General features: G+C 49.8%; 14 protein-coding genes. 5 read left to right on the top strand and 9 right to left on the bottom strand.

Features of this window, described 5'->3' with window-relative positions; all coding sequences use genetic code 11:
* Window positions 1-11: 11 nt before the first annotated feature.
* The 3 genes from NYE69_RS04415 to NYE69_RS04405 all read right to left on the bottom strand — a co-directional run bounded on the left by NYE69_RS04415 (window position 12) and on the right by NYE69_RS04405 (window position 1,879).
* On the bottom strand, window positions 12-590 hold the full coding sequence (locus NYE69_RS04415) for a TerD family protein (protein WP_340924361.1): 579 nt from the start codon (window positions 588-590) through the stop codon (window positions 12-14).
* Between the two features lie 78 nt (window positions 591-668).
* Window positions 669-1,244: a TerD family protein gene (locus NYE69_RS04410; RefSeq protein ID WP_124333623.1), complete on the bottom strand. Its 576-nt coding sequence runs from the start codon at window positions 1,242-1,244 to the stop codon at window positions 669-671.
* A gap of 32 nt (window positions 1,245-1,276) precedes the next feature.
* Complete coding sequence (locus NYE69_RS04405; RefSeq protein ID WP_328272405.1) at window positions 1,277-1,879, bottom strand: TerD family protein; 603 nt, start codon at window positions 1,877-1,879, stop codon at window positions 1,277-1,279.
* Window positions 1,880-2,708: 829 nt separating this feature from the next.
* On the opposite strand from NYE69_RS04405, the gene NYE69_RS04400 reads away from it, so the two are divergent.
* On the top strand, window positions 2,709-3,623 hold the full coding sequence (locus NYE69_RS04400) for an IS1595 family transposase (RefSeq protein WP_340924353.1): 915 nt from the start codon (window positions 2,709-2,711) through the stop codon (window positions 3,621-3,623).
* Between the two features lie 570 nt (window positions 3,624-4,193).
* Complete coding sequence (locus NYE69_RS04395) at window positions 4,194-4,850, top strand: HD domain-containing protein (RefSeq protein ID WP_340924351.1); 657 nt, start codon at window positions 4,194-4,196, stop codon at window positions 4,848-4,850.
* A gap of 126 nt (window positions 4,851-4,976) precedes the next feature.
* Here the strand turns inward: NYE69_RS04395 and NYE69_RS04390 are convergent, their stop codons facing one another.
* From NYE69_RS04390 to NYE69_RS04375, 4 genes are all read right to left on the bottom strand, one after another.
* Window positions 4,977-5,366 (bottom strand): YmaF family protein, encoded by a 390-nt coding sequence (locus NYE69_RS04390; protein WP_124333627.1) that lies wholly within the window; start codon window positions 5,364-5,366, stop codon window positions 4,977-4,979.
* Window positions 5,367-5,600: 234 nt separating this feature from the next.
* Entirely contained in the window at window positions 5,601-6,326 is a 726-nt protein-coding gene (gene sigI / locus NYE69_RS04385; protein WP_328269517.1) for an RNA polymerase sigma-I factor, read from the bottom strand.
* A gap of 80 nt (window positions 6,327-6,406) precedes the next feature.
* The gene (locus NYE69_RS04380; protein WP_340924344.1) at window positions 6,407-10,477 is read right to left on the bottom strand and encodes a glycosyl hydrolase; all 4,071 of its coding nucleotides are present in this window, start codon (window positions 10,475-10,477) and stop codon (window positions 6,407-6,409) included.
* 710 nt (window positions 10,478-11,187) lie between these two features.
* Window positions 11,188-11,403: a hypothetical protein gene (locus NYE69_RS04375; protein WP_340924341.1), complete on the bottom strand. Its 216-nt coding sequence runs from the start codon at window positions 11,401-11,403 to the stop codon at window positions 11,188-11,190.
* 231 nt (window positions 11,404-11,634) lie between these two features.
* Here NYE69_RS04375 and NYE69_RS04370 point away from each other — a divergent pair, with 231 nt between their 5' ends.
* From NYE69_RS04370 to NYE69_RS04360, 3 genes are all read left to right on the top strand, one after another.
* A complete protein-coding gene (locus NYE69_RS04370; protein ID WP_340924338.1) occupies window positions 11,635-12,864 on the top strand; it encodes a phosphoenolpyruvate hydrolase family protein in 1,230 nt (409 codons plus the stop codon).
* A gap of 130 nt (window positions 12,865-12,994) precedes the next feature.
* Window positions 12,995-14,206, top strand: a complete 1,212-nt coding sequence (locus NYE69_RS04365; RefSeq protein ID WP_340924334.1) for a Tm-1-like ATP-binding domain-containing protein — start codon at window positions 12,995-12,997, stop codon at window positions 14,204-14,206.
* Window positions 14,207-14,233: 27 nt separating this feature from the next.
* Window positions 14,234-15,064, top strand: a complete 831-nt coding sequence (locus NYE69_RS04360; RefSeq protein ID WP_328269526.1) for a phosphoenolpyruvate hydrolase family protein — start codon at window positions 14,234-14,236, stop codon at window positions 15,062-15,064.
* 281 nt (window positions 15,065-15,345) lie between these two features.
* Here the strand turns inward: NYE69_RS04360 and NYE69_RS04355 are convergent, their stop codons facing one another.
* Both NYE69_RS04355 and NYE69_RS04350 read right to left on the bottom strand, forming a co-directional pair.
* On the bottom strand, window positions 15,346-16,194 hold the full coding sequence (locus NYE69_RS04355) for a PRD domain-containing protein (RefSeq protein WP_340924330.1): 849 nt from the start codon (window positions 16,192-16,194) through the stop codon (window positions 15,346-15,348).
* Window positions 16,195-16,226: 32 nt separating this feature from the next.
* Window positions 16,227-17,687 (bottom strand): glycoside hydrolase family 1 protein, encoded by a 1,461-nt coding sequence (locus tag NYE69_RS04350; protein ID WP_340924327.1) that lies wholly within the window; start codon window positions 17,685-17,687, stop codon window positions 16,227-16,229.
* Window positions 17,688-17,696 lie beyond the last annotated feature (9 nt).

Below are 17,696 nucleotides of genomic sequence, written 5' to 3'. Positions count from 1 at the left end.
CCCTTGATCGGTTAAACGCTGATTCCAAAATCTCTGCAAAGCCCGGCCAGACCATCTTTAAATCCGCTGCCGACGGCACTGAACTTCCATTCCGCTCCATGACGGTAGAGTTCGCCTACGACCACGGCCGTTTCCACGGAATAATCCTCACCGAGGTCGTAACGGATCAGTTCCTCGCCGGTAGCTTCATTCACAACACGCACATAAGAGTTTGCGACTTGGCCGAAGTTCTGATTTCTTTCTTGAGCTTCGTGGATCGTAATGCAGAAGGCAATTTTGCTGATATCGGCAGGGACATTAGCCAGGTCGATCTTAATCGTTTCGTCATCGCCCGCACCTTCGCCCGTCCGGTTGTCGCCCGAGAGTACGATAGAGTTGTTGCCGTTGGCCGGGTTGTTATAGAACATAAAGTCGGCATCCGAATTGACTTTGCCGGTTTCATTGAGGCAGAAAGCGGAGGCGTCCAGATCGAATTCTTTGCCGCCGTCGTACTTGTTCGTATCCCAGCCAAGACCGACAATGATTTTCACCAAACCCGGATTCGATTTCGTCAGGTCAACCTTTTGACCTTTGGATAGATTAACCGCCATCTTGATCGCTCCTTCGTTTATGGTAAGAAAAAGGGCCGCCTGTCTTAAGACGGCCGGTAGAAATATTTCAGGGGTGTACTAGGAAAGGCCAAAGTCGCGCACAAGTCCGGCCAAGCCGTCCTTATAGCCGCTGCCTACCGCGTTAAACTTCCATTCGCCGTTATTGCGGTATAATTCGCCGACAACGATCGCCGTTTCAACGGAGAAATCCTCGCCGAGATCGTAACGGATCAGTTCTTCGTTTGTAGCTTCGTTAACAATCCGCACAAAGGCGTTGGAAACCTGTCCGAAGTTCTGGCTGCGCGCCGCCGCGTCATAAATGGTGATACAGAAAGAGATTTTTTCGACTTCCGCAGGCACGGCCGCCAGATCCACCTTCAGCTGCTCGTCGTCCCCTTCCCCTTCACCAGTACGGTTGTCACCGGTATGTACAACAGAGCCGTTGCTGTTTTGCGTGTTATTGTAGAAAATGAAATCCTTCTCGCTCGCCGCTTTGCCGGAAGCGTTCAGGCAGAATGCCGAAGCGTCCAAGTCAAAATCCTGTCCGCCGTCATATTTGTTTGTATCCCAACCGAGCCCCACGATGACCTTAGTGAGCCCGGGATTTGTTTTCGTAAGATCGATTTTTTGGCCTTTTTCCAAACTGATAGACATAGATTAGCAACTCCCTTGTTAAATAATAGTCATTAAATATAACGGCTTGCCAAATCATTAATATGTGCGGCATGCGCCCCCTCGCCGAGAGCGTTGAATTTCCACTCGCCATCATGACGATAGATTTCGCCTACGAGCAGCGCCGTCATCCCTGCGTAGCTGTCCGTCAAATTAAACCGGATCAGTTCCTGGTTGTTTACCGGATTAACGACCCGGATGAACGCGGATTTGATCATCCCGAAATCCTGGCCGCGGGCTTCGCATTGATAGATGTTAACTACCATCAGGATTCTTTCGACATTAGCGGGGACTTTGCCAAGATCAACGATGATCTGCTCATCGTCGCCATCCCCTTCGCCCGTTAAATTATCGCCCGTATGTTGCACGGAACCGCACGGGCTCTTCAAATTATAGAAACATACGATATTTTCTTTCTTATCCAGCTTTCCGCCGGCGTTTAACAAAAGCGCCGAAGCATCGCAGTCGATATTGGCTGTCCCTTTCTTTTTTCTCCCGAAAAATCCGCGGGTTTCGGTTTCCGCCGGATCCCAGCCCAAGCCTACGATGATTTTGGACAATCCTGCATTGTTTTTGGTCAAGTCAACTTTCTGGCCTTTAACAAGAGAAATTGACACGCTTTTCACCCCCTTCCAGATAGTGCCTGATTACTAGATTATAAACTATTTTCAACAGAGAAACCTATGTTTTGACACAAATTTTATTGTTAAATTGGCGTAAATCCGTCGTTCTCTGTCGCATTATGCCATCCGCATTCCATTCATCGCATACCAATTCCATTTACATCCAAAAGAAGTGTTTCTCTGAGAAAGAAAAACCTCGCCGCTGGCGCGGTCCTTTGCCGTAATTCCTACTCCTTCTGTACACCATCAGCGGTTTAGCCAATTTGGGTTCTGGCCGCACCGAAAGTTGAGTTATAACTCAACTTTCGCAGCAAAAAATGCGCAGACAAGCTTTGATGTAGCTGGGTAAAGCAGCAATCCATTGCCGGAGGACGCTAAATCTGAGGCGGACAAGTGTCTTCCCGGCTTTTTGGGCTACTTCGGTGAGGAAGCGTCAACGACTTAGATGCGTCACGGTTCGGCGAGGTTAGTGTATCTACCTTTTGCAGCGTAGCCGTTTCGAGAGCCGTGTCACAAATCGACGCCAGGTGAGGGGACCTGTCTAAAAGGTTCGTGTCTTGGTGTTCGTGTCTTGGTGTTCGTGTCTTGGTGTTCGTGTCTTGGTGTCCCTGCCTGGCTGGCTGCCTTTGCACGATTATCCCCTTCGTTCAGGAGCAGGGGGGCTAGAGCAGGTTTTAAAAAAGAGAGAAGAAAAAACAAAAAAGATGAGAAAAAAATGAGTCGGTTCAGGTGAGATTTTCGGCTTGATAAGGGAACGTACGTTTGGTATAATGAAATAAATGGAACCTACGTTCGTGAATTCTTGATTCGGGGGCGAGTAAACATGGAGATTAATGCGGGAACGGAACTTCAGCCATTCAGCAGCCGTTTTAACAGCGAGCAGGATTGCATGGAGGCACTGATCGCGATGAAGTGGCCAAACGGCTTCGTCTGCCCGCGCTGCGCTCACCCCCGGTGCAGTCGCCTAACTTCCCGGCATATCCCTTTGTTCGAGTGCGGAAAGTGCAAGCATCAGACATCGCCTTTGGTCGGCACGATTTTTGAAGGAACGCATCTCCCCTTGCTCAAGTGGTTCAAGGCCCTGGATTTATTCCTGCTTGAGGGCGGCATCTCGGCGCTGCGGCTGCGCCAGGTGATCCGGGTCGCCTACAAGACCGCCTGGTCAATGTTGCACCGAATACGCCATGCCGTGGGGGAGTTCGATGCCCGGGAGCTGCTCTCTGGAGACGTGAAGGTGAACAGCGATCAGTATGGGCGTGATCCGTCCCGGTGTCAGCTTTCGCATCCGTATGCCTCGGCGGTCGTAGCCGGCTGCACGGTCACGGAGTCGGGCGAGCCGGAGCAGGTCAAAATCCGCCTGGTACCGCATAAGCGGGGAGGCGAAAAAAGGGCAAACCGTCACGATCTAACCACGTTTATTAGCGGGCATGTGGATGTCCGTACATCGACGGTACAGTCGTTCCTTCAAGCCTTTCGGCTGTATGCGCCCTTGCGGAAAGTGGTGAGAGAGGCGTGGGAATCGCTGAAGAGTACGTATGGAGCCTTGGGACTGAAGCATCTGCAGGCGTACCTGAACGAATACACCGGACGCCGCCGGCTGCGCCTGCAAGAAGGACTGCCCGGAGCGGAAGAAACGATGCGGCAAAAGTTGCTGCAAATGTGTGTGGCGATTCCGGCGATCCCTTACCGCCGGCTGATCGCGCGCCAACCAAACCAGCCCCTTGCGGCTGCGGCCTGATCGAGACGCTGGAACGGTAGGGGGAGTTTGATGCAGATCAACTTAGTGGGTCCTTGATCTCCTGTCTTGATCTCTGTCTTGATCTCTGTCTTGATCTCCTGTCTTGTCTCTTATCCGGTCTGTTTCACCTGCCCTAAACCTGATTCCTTCTCCTTTCCTTCTCCTAAACCCGTCTAAATTATCTCGAGCCTATCTGCTTCTCCCATCATATATTTTTTTCTCCCGAGCTTGTCTTTCTCTCTGCTACCTGATTAAACGGGATAATCGTGCAAAGCCTCCGGACAGGGAGTGTTGATCTGCCGCCCACCCCACTTCCCTATTCTCAAGTTTTAGTTCATCCGCATCCGCGTGACCACTGCCTCGAAATCACCGTCGTTTTATCGGATGTATTTTTGCCAAGCTCGTAATCTGCAACGCTACGCGCAAACGAACTTTCAACATCTAAATTAAAATCAGAGACTGCCGTGCCATCCTGCGGCTCCCCCAGGTTTACTGTATACTTAAACTGAAAACTATCGGGACCGGAATTTTCTCTTCGTTTACCATTTAAAAAAGGAGTATATGAGTATAATGGAGCAAAATAACAAGGAACTGATCATCGCCCAGGCCGAAACCGATGTAAGAAACGAACTGGAAAATGAAAGCACCGGTCATGACTGGGGGCATATTCAGAGGGTTACCCGGCTAGCCAGGACTATCGCTTTGCAGGAGGGCGCCGACCTGTACATTTGCCAGCTAGCCGCGCTTCTCCACGATCTGGCCGATGCCAAACTGAATCCGAGTGAAGAGCACGGTCTTCGAAGAGTAAGAACTTGGTTAGACGAGCATGGTGTCGATCCCCAAGATACCGGGCACGTGATGGAGATCATTTCGACGATGTCTTTTAAGGGAGGGAATTCATCGCCCATGAAAACCCTGGAAGGCCAAGTGGTGCAGGACGCGGACCGGTTGGATGCGATCGGGGCGATCGGCATCGCGCGCGTTTTCACCTATTCCGGGGCAAAGGGGAGAGTGATGTACGATCCCGAGGTGAAGCCCAGAGAAACCATGACCGAAAGCGAATATAGAAACGGACAGGATACCGCGATCAATCACTTTTACGAAAAGCTGTTGAAACTGAAGGATTTGATGAACACCGCGTACGGGAGGGCCTTGGCCGAACAAAGGCATCAGTTTATGCTGGAATATCTGGAGCAGTTTTACGCCGAGTGGGACGGGGAAAAATAGGAGATCAAAGGATTGCGGAAGTCCAAAAAAAGTAAAGAGGAACGTATCGCTCCTTAAGGAGTAGGCGTTCCTCTTTTTCTTTGCAAAGCGCGCGTTACTGCTTATTTAATGATTCCAGCAGTCCTTTTAATCGCCGACAACTTCGTTCCCCGTATTCCCGCGATAATAATGGGTATGCGGCGTAGCTCCGTTGACCGTCGTCACCCCTTCAAAATGATGGATATGGCCGCCGCCGGGAACGGGAATGGCCGGGCCGGTGACACCTGCAATCACGTGGGAATGCCCGTCGTCGAATGACGTAACCGTATGGTAACGGTGGGTATGCTGTACCCCGCTCGGGGCCGGGGCCGTCAGTCCCGCGTAGGCATGACGATGCCCTACATCAAACGAAGTGATCCCCTTAAATTCGTGCGAGTGAACCGGTCTTCCTCCCCACGATGTAATATACAGCTTATGCGAATGGCTTCCATCCGAATCTGTGGATGAAATCACAACCCCTTTGACCGGTATCTTCATGGAAAACCTCCTTCCCCTTCTGTTCACATTCTCATGGTTACTCTATGCCATACACCCAGAAATTCCTGTGCCATCGTCCAGAAGAAACGATATGGGCGAAGAACAATATATCCAAGGCCGCCAAGAACCCGCTCAGCCGATGGCGCTTGTGGTTCTTCCGTAAACAAAACAAAGAGTTACCGACCCTTTACTGTCGGTAACTCTTCATCAAAATGCCCGCCTTCTTTATTGCCGCTACAACTGCTCTACGTGCCGCGTATTTTCCTCCATCCTTGTAAAAGAGATGCTTTCGCGGATTCTTGTAAAATCCTCGCAGCCGAAAATCAGAATTAGCGATATCAGATATTTCCGATTACGTTCCAGCGTTTTTTTGCTGACATTGATCTCTTTGGTCATGGCCTTCAAGGGAAGCTTCTTTTTGTGCAAAAGATCGTTCAGCCATTCCCGGTTGCTGCAAAAATGGCGGGCGATCCGCACCAGCATTTGCCGGGTATCCCGGTGGCTTGGCATGATCTCTTCCAGTTCCTGGAGACAGATACCAAATTCCCGGAGCTTTTCGTCGTAGCTGAGCAATTCCTCCGCCAGCGCCGCGGCTCGCTCCTGCCTTTCAAAGGCATCCAGCGAACCCACACTATCGGCAATGTACAGCATTTCCTTCCAATCGGCTTCGTTCTGGGAAATTTTAATTTTTTTCCGGAAATCATCGATCAATCGTCTGCGAATCATAAGAAAAGCGAAATTATTAAATGTTTTGCCATACTCCGTACGGTATCGGTCGACAGCTTCATTAAAAGCGATCAAACCTATGCTTGCCTCATCATCATTCCATCCAACTTGACGTTTGCAGACGTGTTTAACAACCTTCAAAATAAAGGGCCGATATTGACCAATCAGAGCCGACCTTGCCTGCTCATCGCCACCGCGAATCTGCGGCAAACATTCTTCGGATAATTTGTTCATCTGGCAATCACTTTCCACTTTATAATTTCTCTTGGCAAATCAACGGTTGATTCACATGTGCCTTATATCGGACGCTTGTCTTAATTGGCTGCCGGTTCGGTTCCCCAAACAAGCACGCCATTATGATACAACGTCACTTTCGTATGATCGGCATAGGAAGATTGCGTGCCCTTATACGAGTAATCGTCACTTTCGTTATAGTTCGACCAGTCCGTTTTATTAATGCGGGTCTGAATTTCGCCCGTGCTGCCTCCAGGCGCCAACACGCCTGCATCCGGGTTGAAGCTGACTTCCAAATAATAATCGGCGCCGGGTACGGCTTCATCCATTTTGACCAGCTTGCCGTTCAGCTTCGAGCAGCCCAGTGCCGCATAGTCGCAGTTGAATACCTGCGTACGATCGCCGTCGATCGTGTAGTAATAGCGAATGGTCAACTCGCTGAGCGGTACGGCGGATGTACCTTTGTTTAAAATTTGGAAATGCGGCTTAAAGTGATTGTCGTTCACATTTGTATCCGGTGTACGATACTGGAGCACCAGTCCCGTTGCCGGCTGCTGGTCATCCGCTTTCGGCGTGGCACTGGCCGTATTCGAAACCGTTTGGCCCGCATCGTTCTTCGCTACGACTTGATAGTAGTACGTCGTGCCTGCCGTTACATCCGTATCCGTGTAGCTGGTATCGTATACTGCATCGGTTACTGTCGCGAACGTGCCGTCCGCAGCCGCCGAACGCTTCACTTCATAGCTTGCCGCATTCGCCGATGCTGTCCAGTTCAGCGTAACTTTCCCCTTTTCGCCCGCCGCGCTCAGCGTAAAGCTGCCCGGTACGGACGGCTGGTCGGAAATGCCGTACGTTTTTAAGTCGGGCGGGAGCTTATCCAACGTAATGACATTCGGATGATTGTACACTTTTTGCAGATGCTCAAGACTATTGTGTTTACCGTCTCGCAGGAAATCCCCATACCATGTAGCGAACCAGCTCCAATGGGCTTGATACGCCTTCATCAGATCAGGATCCGGAATAGCGCCGTTTTCGCTCATGGCAACCAGCTTTTTGTCTTTGCCCAAGGTTACAAGGTCTTCGTATTTGGCAATTTGCGGACTGTAGTCGCCAGCCTGTGGGTAAGAGTCATAACTCAAAATATCCACATACTCGTCCCCCGGATACCAAGCGGGAGAAACGGAATTCCAGACCCAGATCAGATTGTTCAATTTGTGCACATTCGTCAAACGGTCGTACATCAAAATATACAATTCTTTGGCGGGTTCAGGACCTTTAGCGCCCCACCAGAACCACTTGCCTTCCGCTTCGTGCAAAGGACGGAACAGGACAGGCACTTTCGCATCCTGCAGCTTCTTCAACTGTTCCGCAATCACATCGATGTCGCGAACAAGCAGTTTATAATCTTCGGACTCCGGATGGTTCATCGCATATTCCACATCGAATGTGGTCGAATCGGTATAGAACCCTCTCCACCATTCTTTTCCCGGCTCATCGATCAAACCTTTCGGCGCGTTCCAGTGCCATGCAAAGGAAACAATGCCCCCTTGCTTATCCCACTCAATCGCTTTTTCAATCTCGGTGGAACTGGCACCACGTTCCACTCTGCTTGGCGAATAGTCGATCAGATCGAGCGCCGCGATCGCCGGTTTTTTGCCTACATTGGTTTGCAGCCAGTCAATTTCGGCTATATCCTCTTGACCGGAAAGGATATTCTCGCCGTATTGATCTACCAGGTAGTTCATCAATGCTCTCGCTTCTACCGTCGCGTTCGGATTGGTGAGCGTTTTGGTCACTGCATGCGGCGGACGGTCAGCAGCAGGCTTCAGCTTGACGTAATCGATATCGTACCAGCCCCAGCCCGTTTCGAAACCGATCGTATTCGCCCCTTTATTCAGCAACAGCTTCCCTCCAGAAGTTTCCGTAAAATCAGCCGATGTCCAAAGCACCAGCTCGGCGGACGCCTTGCCGTTTAAAGAGAAATTCGTGCGTTTGTCATCATAAGGAGAACGGTAACCGATGGTAAGATCGTACAAACCTGCCTCTGGAGCCTGGATCGTCATCGTCAGCGAATCTCCCGGATTGTGGAAATTCGTTACGTAACCGGTGCCGGAGAAACCGGACCCGCTGGATGACACCGTGGTTCCCCCGCTCAGCGTGCCGTCTTCGGCTTCATAGCGGACCGGGCCGTCTTTAGGCACCTGCGGAACCGCACTCACGACATTGGAATCGGTCGTTCCCGCGCTGTTGCTTGCGGTGACTTTGTAATAGTAAGAAGTACCGTTCGTTACACTGGTATCCGTATAAGATGTTGCGGCCAAATTGAATGCTACAGTAGTGAACGGACCATCAGCAGCTGTTGCCCGCTGTACGCTGTAACCCACAGCTCTGCTGGAAGCGTCCCAGGACAAAGCGACTTTCCCGTCGCCCGCTTCAGCTTTCAGCGTAAAGCTTCCGGGAGCCTCCTTAGGCGGCTCGGGATTATCACTGCCGGCAGTCAACACGATGTGATAAGCCGTCAAAGGCGGTACCGTATAGGTAAAGCGGTTGCCGGAAATTTGCGTGATCGGCGCCGCTTCTTTAATTTGCGGGCTGGTTTGGTCGAAGCCCCAAACTTTACCGGAACCGTAAGTCGTCCCGCCGGAAAGATTGAATTCGGCGTTGAGTGCGCTGTCCATGCTTTTATTCATGACAACAAGGTGCAGTTCATTATCGGTTGCATCCGTTACGGAAGCATGCACCGAACTATTTTCAATATCCGATGTTTGCGCTTTAACGCTGATATCGCCGAAAGTAGAGCGATTTCCGTCATAATTGCGGTAAAGCTTGTAAGCCGCGCTAACGTAGTTGTTGGCGCCATCCTTTAACTTCCAGTAGTCTGCCATGTAAACGCCGTTTTTGCCCAAGATGCCCAGCACGTCGGCCATAGCGATCCCGCCGGAAATATCATTTTCGCCGCCGTAGCTATACTCGGTCAAAGCCAGTTTGGTTCCCGGGTAATACTTGTCTATCGACTGCTTCAATCGAGGCAGCAATGGCAAGTAGGCGCTGTTCCATTGAGCGATCCAGCTATCTTCCTTGTAGGTCGGATCCCATAAAGTACGAGGCGCCTGCATTCTGGCTTTCTTCGTTTCGTCGTTGCCGACCTCATTCGTAATTCGGATGCCTCCGCCCATTGCTTCGGGATACCAGTGAACATCAAAAACATCCAGCAATCTTTTGCCCTCGGCTTCCGAACTAAGGCGCATTTGATCCAGGTAATAGTCCACGAACCAGCTGTAGCTGCCTTTTACGGAGTTCCAGTCAGGTGCGGATTGGAGATCCATATAGGCCGCAAAACCGTAAAGAACCGGGCCAAAAATTTCCGCTCCGGGGTCAACCGCTTTGACGGCTTTGGATAAACTTACCGCCCGGTCCACCAACTCTTTCGCTCCAACCGGTTCACCATGAATGCGCGGATGCGTATGCGACCAGAGAGCCGGCTCATTGTCCAGCGAATATCCTTTTACACCCGTCTTTGTTGAAGAATCGCCATACTTGTTCACCAAAAAGTTAACGAACTCATCCACATAAACCCGATTGTCGCTCAGGTCGGGCTGCAGCTCAAACGGCGCATTTTTGGCGTTTACGACCTGATCCCACCGAGCGGAAGGGGCCTTTTCGCTTTCCTGCACGCTTCCGTTTCCATCCTTGGCCACATATCCGGCCAGCGGCAGCGTAACTAAAGAATAGGCGCCAAGCTGCAGCGATTTGTCATGAAACGAAGTCACCACCGCTCCGGGCTCACCGCATTCGGCATCCGTCAGACCGCCATTGGTGCATAAATAGTTATCGCTGGAGTGCTGCCAATCGCTTCCCGCGTTGGACATATTGTTTTCCCAGTTGTAGCCGGTCAGCCGATTGCCGCCAAGCCGTCTGGCCGCCAGATTCTCATCCCCTGCCAAATCCTGATTCGTACCGTATATATAAGGGCTGATAGGATTCCGATCCTTGGACGTATCGACTTGGATGGAAACGGTTTTTGCCGTTTGAGCGTGTACTGTAGTTTGAGCCGGCAGTGCAACACTTAATGTAACCGCGCATGCCATAACGGCAGGCAGCCATTTGGAACGTTTGAACAAAATATTACTGTTACTATTTCTTACCTTCATCCCGTTTTCCTCCCTTCAATTTGAAAAGAGCGACACCCCTACGGGCCCCGCTTCGTCAGGCTTTAAGGCTCCTGACCCCAAACGAGCTTATCGTTTTGGTACAGCGTCACCTTACTCCAATCCACTAATTTTCCCTCCCTTGATGTTCTGCATCATCGAATACAACTTCTAGTCATGTCACCACCTTTCTCTGAAGCCGGACATAATTCTACAGGTTACTTATTTATACGAAGAAAGTTAGCGCTTTCGGTCCGTCCCGGCCTCGATTTTTACATTTTATTACTCTTTGATCTATATATAGATTCTATCGGCGATTTATGTTAAATATTGAGATGTAATATATAATTTCCATGAAATTTCCACAATTTCTGTATATAAATGATATAAACGAGCTAATAAACGTTGCTCAAGATTTCCCGTAAAAGCTGCCCGGAAATCTAACGGTTGCAGCAGGGGCTATTTTCCGAAAAAAGACCTTTTTTAAATTCTAACGGTTGTGATCACCGTTATTTGCCTGAATCTAAGCAAAAATAACCGGATTTCAGTGAAATAAGCGCCATGGCAACCGTTAGAATACTTGTGGCTAGAAAATGTATCTTGTCAGATCGGATTTGATGCAACGCTAGAGCGTTTTAGGTGTGTTTGTTCACCTTCGAATACGAGCAAGCAAAAAGCGACCGATTAAGGTCGCTTTCCAAACATTCGAATTGTTACTCTATTGGCAGGCTTTCAACGGTTGTAAAAAATACATCTAGAAGCTCCGTAGCAAAATTAGCTTTTACGTATTCAGAGATTTTGCCCAACTCTTCCTTGTTATCATACTCCAGGCATGGACGCCCTTCGCTCCATAAAACCCTGCATTGAAAAAGGGCTTGAACACGTTCAATAATATAATCTTGCTCCACGGGTCCACGACTAACTGCCACGATCTCATGCTCCTCCAACGTTGTTTTATAGCGATTGCTACCCTCTTTATTGTCTAAAATTTTAACATCCGTCTTCTGTGACATTTATCACTAGTTCAAGCTCCCAAAATGTTCTTTCATTGCTATTCATGGACATTTTCCGAATTTTTAACAGATTTTACGAGATATTTTTATACGAATTTGTTGAATGACCTGTTGGTTTTGTATAGTTTGCATAAGGGAGGTTTCGCCATGCAAATATCAAGACAGGAAATACTCAAAAGGCTGAATGCGCAAATCAAAGTCAATGGACATATTATAGGTGTCGCTGCCGGCAGCGGCATGACGACCAAATACAGCGTTTTGGGCGGGGCGGATATTATTCTGGCTCTCAGTGCCGGACGCTTTCGGCAGATGGGACGGGCGTCTTTGGGATGTTATCTTTGTTATTCCAACAGCAATGAAATCGTTATGGATTTTGCCTCGCGCGAGTTGATGCCTCTTCTGCAGGATACCCCGATTTTATTTGGACTGAACGCTACGGACCCTTGCCTTTCCCTTCCGGAGTTCATTTTGCATATCAAAAAATCCGGCTTTGACGGGATCAATAATTGGCCCACCGTCGGACTCATTGACGGAAAGTTTCGCGAGGCGCTGGAGGAAGAGGGGATTTCGTATCGCCAGGAAATCGAGGCGATCCGCATAGCCCATGAGCAGGGCCTGTTTACCATGGCCTTCGTCTTTGATGCCTGGCAGGCGGAACAGATGTTAAAGGCCGGAGCAGACATTATCTGCGCTCATTTGGGACTGACGACCGGCGGCGTTTTGGGCGCGAAGAAAGTGCAGTCCTTGGACAGAGGGCGGAGGTTTGCTGAGCAGATTTTTGATACTTGCAATCAGATTCGTCCTGGGGCGATTAAAATGGTCTACGGCGGCCCGATCAAATCTTCCATCGATGCCCGGTACTTCTACGACAACTCTGCTTGCCAGGGCTTTGTGGGCGGCTCTTCCTTCGAACGGATTCCGGCGGAAAAGGCCATTTTGAACACGACCAAATCCTTTAAAATCTCCCAAAGCGCCGAGGAAGAGAACAGCCTCATGAAGGTGCTGAATGGACAAGCCCAAGACTACGACTATGTGGAGTTTATCAAAGAACATATCATCAACCACTATGATGAGCCCATATACCTCAGCGAGCTAGCCTTGGCGGCTCATGTGTCGCCCTCCTATTTGAGTGCCAAATTCAAACGGATCGTCGGTTGCAGCTTTACGGAATATTTAATCCGTTTCCGGATGAACAAGGCGGGGGACTTCCTAAGGGAGACCAACATGCCCGTTGGGAAGGTAGCGGAGCTGGTTGGCTATGGAGATTATATCCAATTCACTAAAATTTTCAAGAAATATAAAGGCACGACGCCTACCGGTTATCGAAAAAGCGGAACCTCGCAAGAAATACGGCCGACGGAGCGAAATCTAACATAAGCACAAAAACAGCTTACTTCAAACAATATCAAAATTTCCGCCAAGCCGTACAATTGAATTATCATTTCTGAAAGCTGTTACAAAGCTATGGGGCGGCAGAAAAGATAATTCCAGGAGGTGTACTTAATCAATGAAAACCGTAGCCATCGCGGGGACCTTCGACAGCAAGGGGAAGGAATTCCTTTACTTGAAAGAGCTGTTTGAGGAAATCGGCCTTAACACCTTGACCCTGCATACGGGAACCTTTGAATCCTACTTTGTTCCCGATGTCTCCAACGAAGAAATTGCTGCCGAGGTCGGCGAAAATCTTCAGGAACTGGTAGGCCAAAAAGACCGGGCTCGTGCCACAGCAGCTATGGCAAAGGGTACCGAAAAGATCGTTCCCCGGCTTTATCAGGAAGGCAAATTCCAAGGCATCATTTCCTTGGGCGGCTCGGGCGGCACCTCGGTTATCACACCAGCGATGCGGGCTCTGCCCATCGGCGTACCGAAAATTGTGGTTTCTACCATGGCTTCCGGGAATACCGAACAGTATGTAGGCACAAGCGATGTGATTTTGATTCCTTCGATTGTGGATGTGGCTGGACTCAACTCCATTTCCACCAAGATTTTCAGCAATGCGGTCTTTGCCATGGCGGGTATGCTGGAGCATGAAGTTACGAAAGTTGAGAAAAAACCATTGGTTGCCGCCACTATGTTTGGGGTCACGACACCCTGCGTAGAAACAGCGAAGGCCTATTTGGAGGAGCAGGGTTATGAAGTGCTGGTCTTCCATGCAACCGGTACCGGTGGCCGTACGATGGAGGGTTTGGTGCGAAGCGGTTATTTCCAAGGCGTACTGGATTTGACGACGACCGAATGGTGTGACGAGCTGTTTGGCGGCGTGCTGAATGCCGGGCCTAATCGCAGCGAAGCCGCCGGACTTTGCGGTGTACCGCAAGTAGTTTCTGTGGGAGCTTGCGATATGGTTAACTTTGGCCCCATTGACACCGTGCCCGAGCGTTACAAACATTGCAACTTGTACAAGCATAATCCATCGGTCACCCTGATGCGCACCACCGCCCAGGAAAACAGAGCCGTTGGCGAGAAATTGGCGGAGAAGCTGAATTTAGCCAGTGGCGAAAGCGTTTTAATTCTGCCGCTGAAGGGCGTCTCCATGATTGACGCCGAGGGTCAGCCCTTCCATGGGCCTGAGGAGGACCTGGCTTTGTTTGATGCTTTAAGAGCCAACCTGGATCGCAGCAAGGTGGAGCTTTACGAATTGGATGCGCATATCAACGATGACTCGTTCGCGCTTAACGCCGCCAAAAAACTCATTGCCATGATGGAGGGCAAAGCTTAATCATTCACAGGAAAAGGAGATATAAACATGAATACGATGACCAGAAGTGAAATCCTTGCCAAATTTAAAGCGGAAGTTGCCGGCGGAAAAATCCTCTTGGGCGTAGGCGCCGGCACCGGCATTACCGCGAAGAGCAGCGAAGCGGGCGGCGCGGATATGCTGATTATTTACAACTCCGGCCGTTACCGGATGGCCGGCAGAGGTTCTTTAGCCGGGCTTCTCGCCTATGGCGATGCCAATGCGATCGTGGTCGAAATGGCTTCCGAGGTACTGCCTGTTGTAAAGAATATCCCGGTGCTGGCTGGCGTTTGCGGTACCGACCCGTTCCGCGTCATGGACATTTACTTAAAGCAATTGAAGGATATGGGCTTTAACGGCGTGCAAAACTTTCCGACGGTGGGCCTCATCGACGGTGTGTTCCGGCAGAACCTGGAAGAAACCGATATGGGGTATGACTTAGAGGTGGAAATGATCCGCAAAGCGCATCAACTGGACATGCTGACTTGCCCTTATGTATTTGATCCAGATCAGGCCAAGGCGATGGCAGAAGCCGGTGCGGATATTTTGGTGGCTCATATGGGTCTTACCACGAAGGGCACGATCGGCGCGAAGACAGCGCTCACCTTGGATGATTGCGTCGTGAAAATCAAGGATATCATTGCCGCAGGGCGTGCCGTCCGGCCGGACATCATGGTCATTTGCCATGGCGGCCCAATCGCCGAGCCGACGGATGCCGCTTATATCATGCAAAATATCCCCGACATCGACGGCTTCTTCGGAGCTTCCAGCATCGAGCGTTTTGCCGCAGAGAAGGGCATCCGGGAGCAGTCGGCCGCGTTTAAGGCTATTTCGAAATAACAAGTATAGGTTGCTTGAACGCGTTGTGCGGAAATGTTGACCAACTTGCTTGACAATCAAAAAGCGAAAACGCATGCTACTGGTGCGCTTTCGCTTTTTCTATTTTTGCTGCGGGCAGATGCCAGAAATGTGAAAAATGCCGTCTTGATATCCATAACCATGGCTCCAAGTATAAGCACTACAAAATCAAATCCAATATGAATCGCACCCATCTTAAGATTAGGAAAATGAACGAAATAATGATATTGCCCGCTTTCAATGTTAAAGTTCCTCCGTCTAATTTAAGCCAACTGGTTATAGGAGATCAGCCTGTGAATATGCACGGCCAGATAGGTGAGTTCCTCGTTTGGAATGGTTTTTCCGTACACCTGGTGAATATATTCTTTGATCTTGAACGCCCCGTCCATGGCCTGCGGATACAGACTGGCGATTTGCTCAAACAGGATGTTGTCCGTATTCTCCAGCATCTTATCCGTATAAAACCGCTCCACAAAAAACTTCACATGGGTTACAAAACGGGTATAATGAACGTTTTCCGTATCCATATCAATATTCATCGAATATCTCACCAGGTTGACGATGCTGCCGATCATTTTGGCCATCTTCATGCCGTCTTTGGATTCCTTCTCCCCGCTTTGGGCATTGATCAAATGAAAAGCGATGTTGGCCGCTTCCTCCTTGGGCATATCAACGTGCAGCTTTTCTTTGATCAGCTCCAAGGAGAATAGCCCGATCTCAAATTCCTCGGCATAGTAATTTTTAATCTCCCAAAACACTTTGTTGGCAATCGCGATATTTTTAGACAACCGTTCCACCGCAAAATGCAAATGGTCCATAAGGGTAAAATAGATCCCCGTGTTGAGCTTGGTTTGCAGCTTCTTTTCCGCGTAAGCCACAATCTGCCCGGTCAGTTCCACGTATACCGGAGGAATGGCGTCCAATACGCCAAGATACTCTTTGACTTTGACATTTTCGATGGGCATGAAGATTTGGTCGGCTTGGTGCTCCTCGACGGTATTGCCCGCTTTTTGACCGTAGCCGATGCCTTTGCCAAACATAATGTACTCCTTGTTCTGCTCATCCTCCACCAAAACTACGCTGGAATTCAACACTTTTTTGATTTTGATCACACGGGTCACCTCCCTAATCGAAAGATGGGGAACTAATCCAAATCTTCGCCATTGGTTTCAATCACTTTTTTATACCAGTAAAAAGAATCCTTGCGGCTGCGCTGCAACGTGCCGTTTCCTTCGTCATCCTGATCGACGTAAATAAAACCGTATCTTTTGGACATCTGGGACGTGGAAGCGCTGATGATATCAATCGGTCCCCAGCTTGTGTAACCAAACAGGTCAACGCCGGCTTCCACCGCTTCCTTCATTTGTTTAAAGTGTTCCCTAAAATAATTGATCCGGTAGTCATCGTGGATAGAACCGTCGCTTTCCACCCGGTCCACGGCACCCATGCCGTTTTCCACAATGAGCAGCGGTTTTCTGTAGCGGTCGTATAACTCGATTAAGGAAATTTTCAGGCCCACCGGGTCGATCTGCCATCCCCAATCCGTTACGGGCAAATAAGGATTTTTCACCCCTGTGATCGTATTGCCGGACGTTCGCTCAAGCCCTTCTTTGGCGGACTCGGTTAATGACATATAGTAGCTGAAAGAAACAAAATCGACTGTGTGCTTCCGCAAAATCTCCTTATCCCCCGGTTCCATTTGCAGATGAATATTTTTTTGCTCGAGCATGGTTTCGATCAGGGGCGGGTATTCTCCAAATACCTGCACATCCGCGTAAAAATAAGTGTGCAGATTCCTCATCAGCGTAATTTCCACATCTTTGGGGTGGCAAGTATTCGGATAGGTCGTCAGCATCGTCAGCATGCAGCCTACCTGGCTGCCCGGAATGATGCGATGGCAATCCGCCGTTACCAGCGCCGAGGCAACAAACTGGTGATGCAGCGCCTGATAAATGGTTTCCTCCACCTTGCCCTCCGGACAACGCTCCGGGACAATGCCCGCGGTCGTGAAAGGATGGCGGATGATGCTGTCGATTTCGTTAAAGGTCAGCCAATATTTCACCAGGTCCTTATAACGCGAGAAGCAGACATTGCTGAATTTCACGAAATCATCAATGACCTTTCTTTCCACCCAGCCGTTGTATTTAACGCTTAAAGCAAGGGGCATTTCATAGTGGGAAAGCGTGACGATCGGTTCGATGCCGAGCCGTCTCATTTCCGTGAACAAACCGTCATAAAACTTCAGCCCCAATTCATTGGGCTCGCTCTCTTCACCGGTCGGAAAAATCCGGCTCCAGGCGATCGAAACGCGCAGCGCCTTGAAGCCCATTTCGGCAAACAGGGCCAAATCCTCCTTATACCGATGATAAAAATCGATCCCTCTGCGTTTGGGATATTTTTTGACGTCCGGATCCTGCATCGCCCGTTCGATCATTTCGGTGGTAACGACCTGGTGCGCTTCGTAATCCTCGACATTTAAATGGGGTCTGTACATGGCTATGTCAGCTACGGACGGTCCTTTCCCATCCACGTTCCAAGCGCCTTCCGCCTGATTGGCGGCAATGGCGCCGCCCCATAAAAAGTTCTTCGGAAATCCTTTGCTCATGTCTATTCT

The organism is Paenibacillus sp. FSL R5-0527, from assembly GCF_038008055.1.
GTDB classification, from domain to species: Bacteria; Bacillota; Bacilli; order Paenibacillales; family Paenibacillaceae; genus Fontibacillus; species Fontibacillus macerans.
This window is presented reverse-complemented; position numbering and strand designations above follow the sequence as displayed.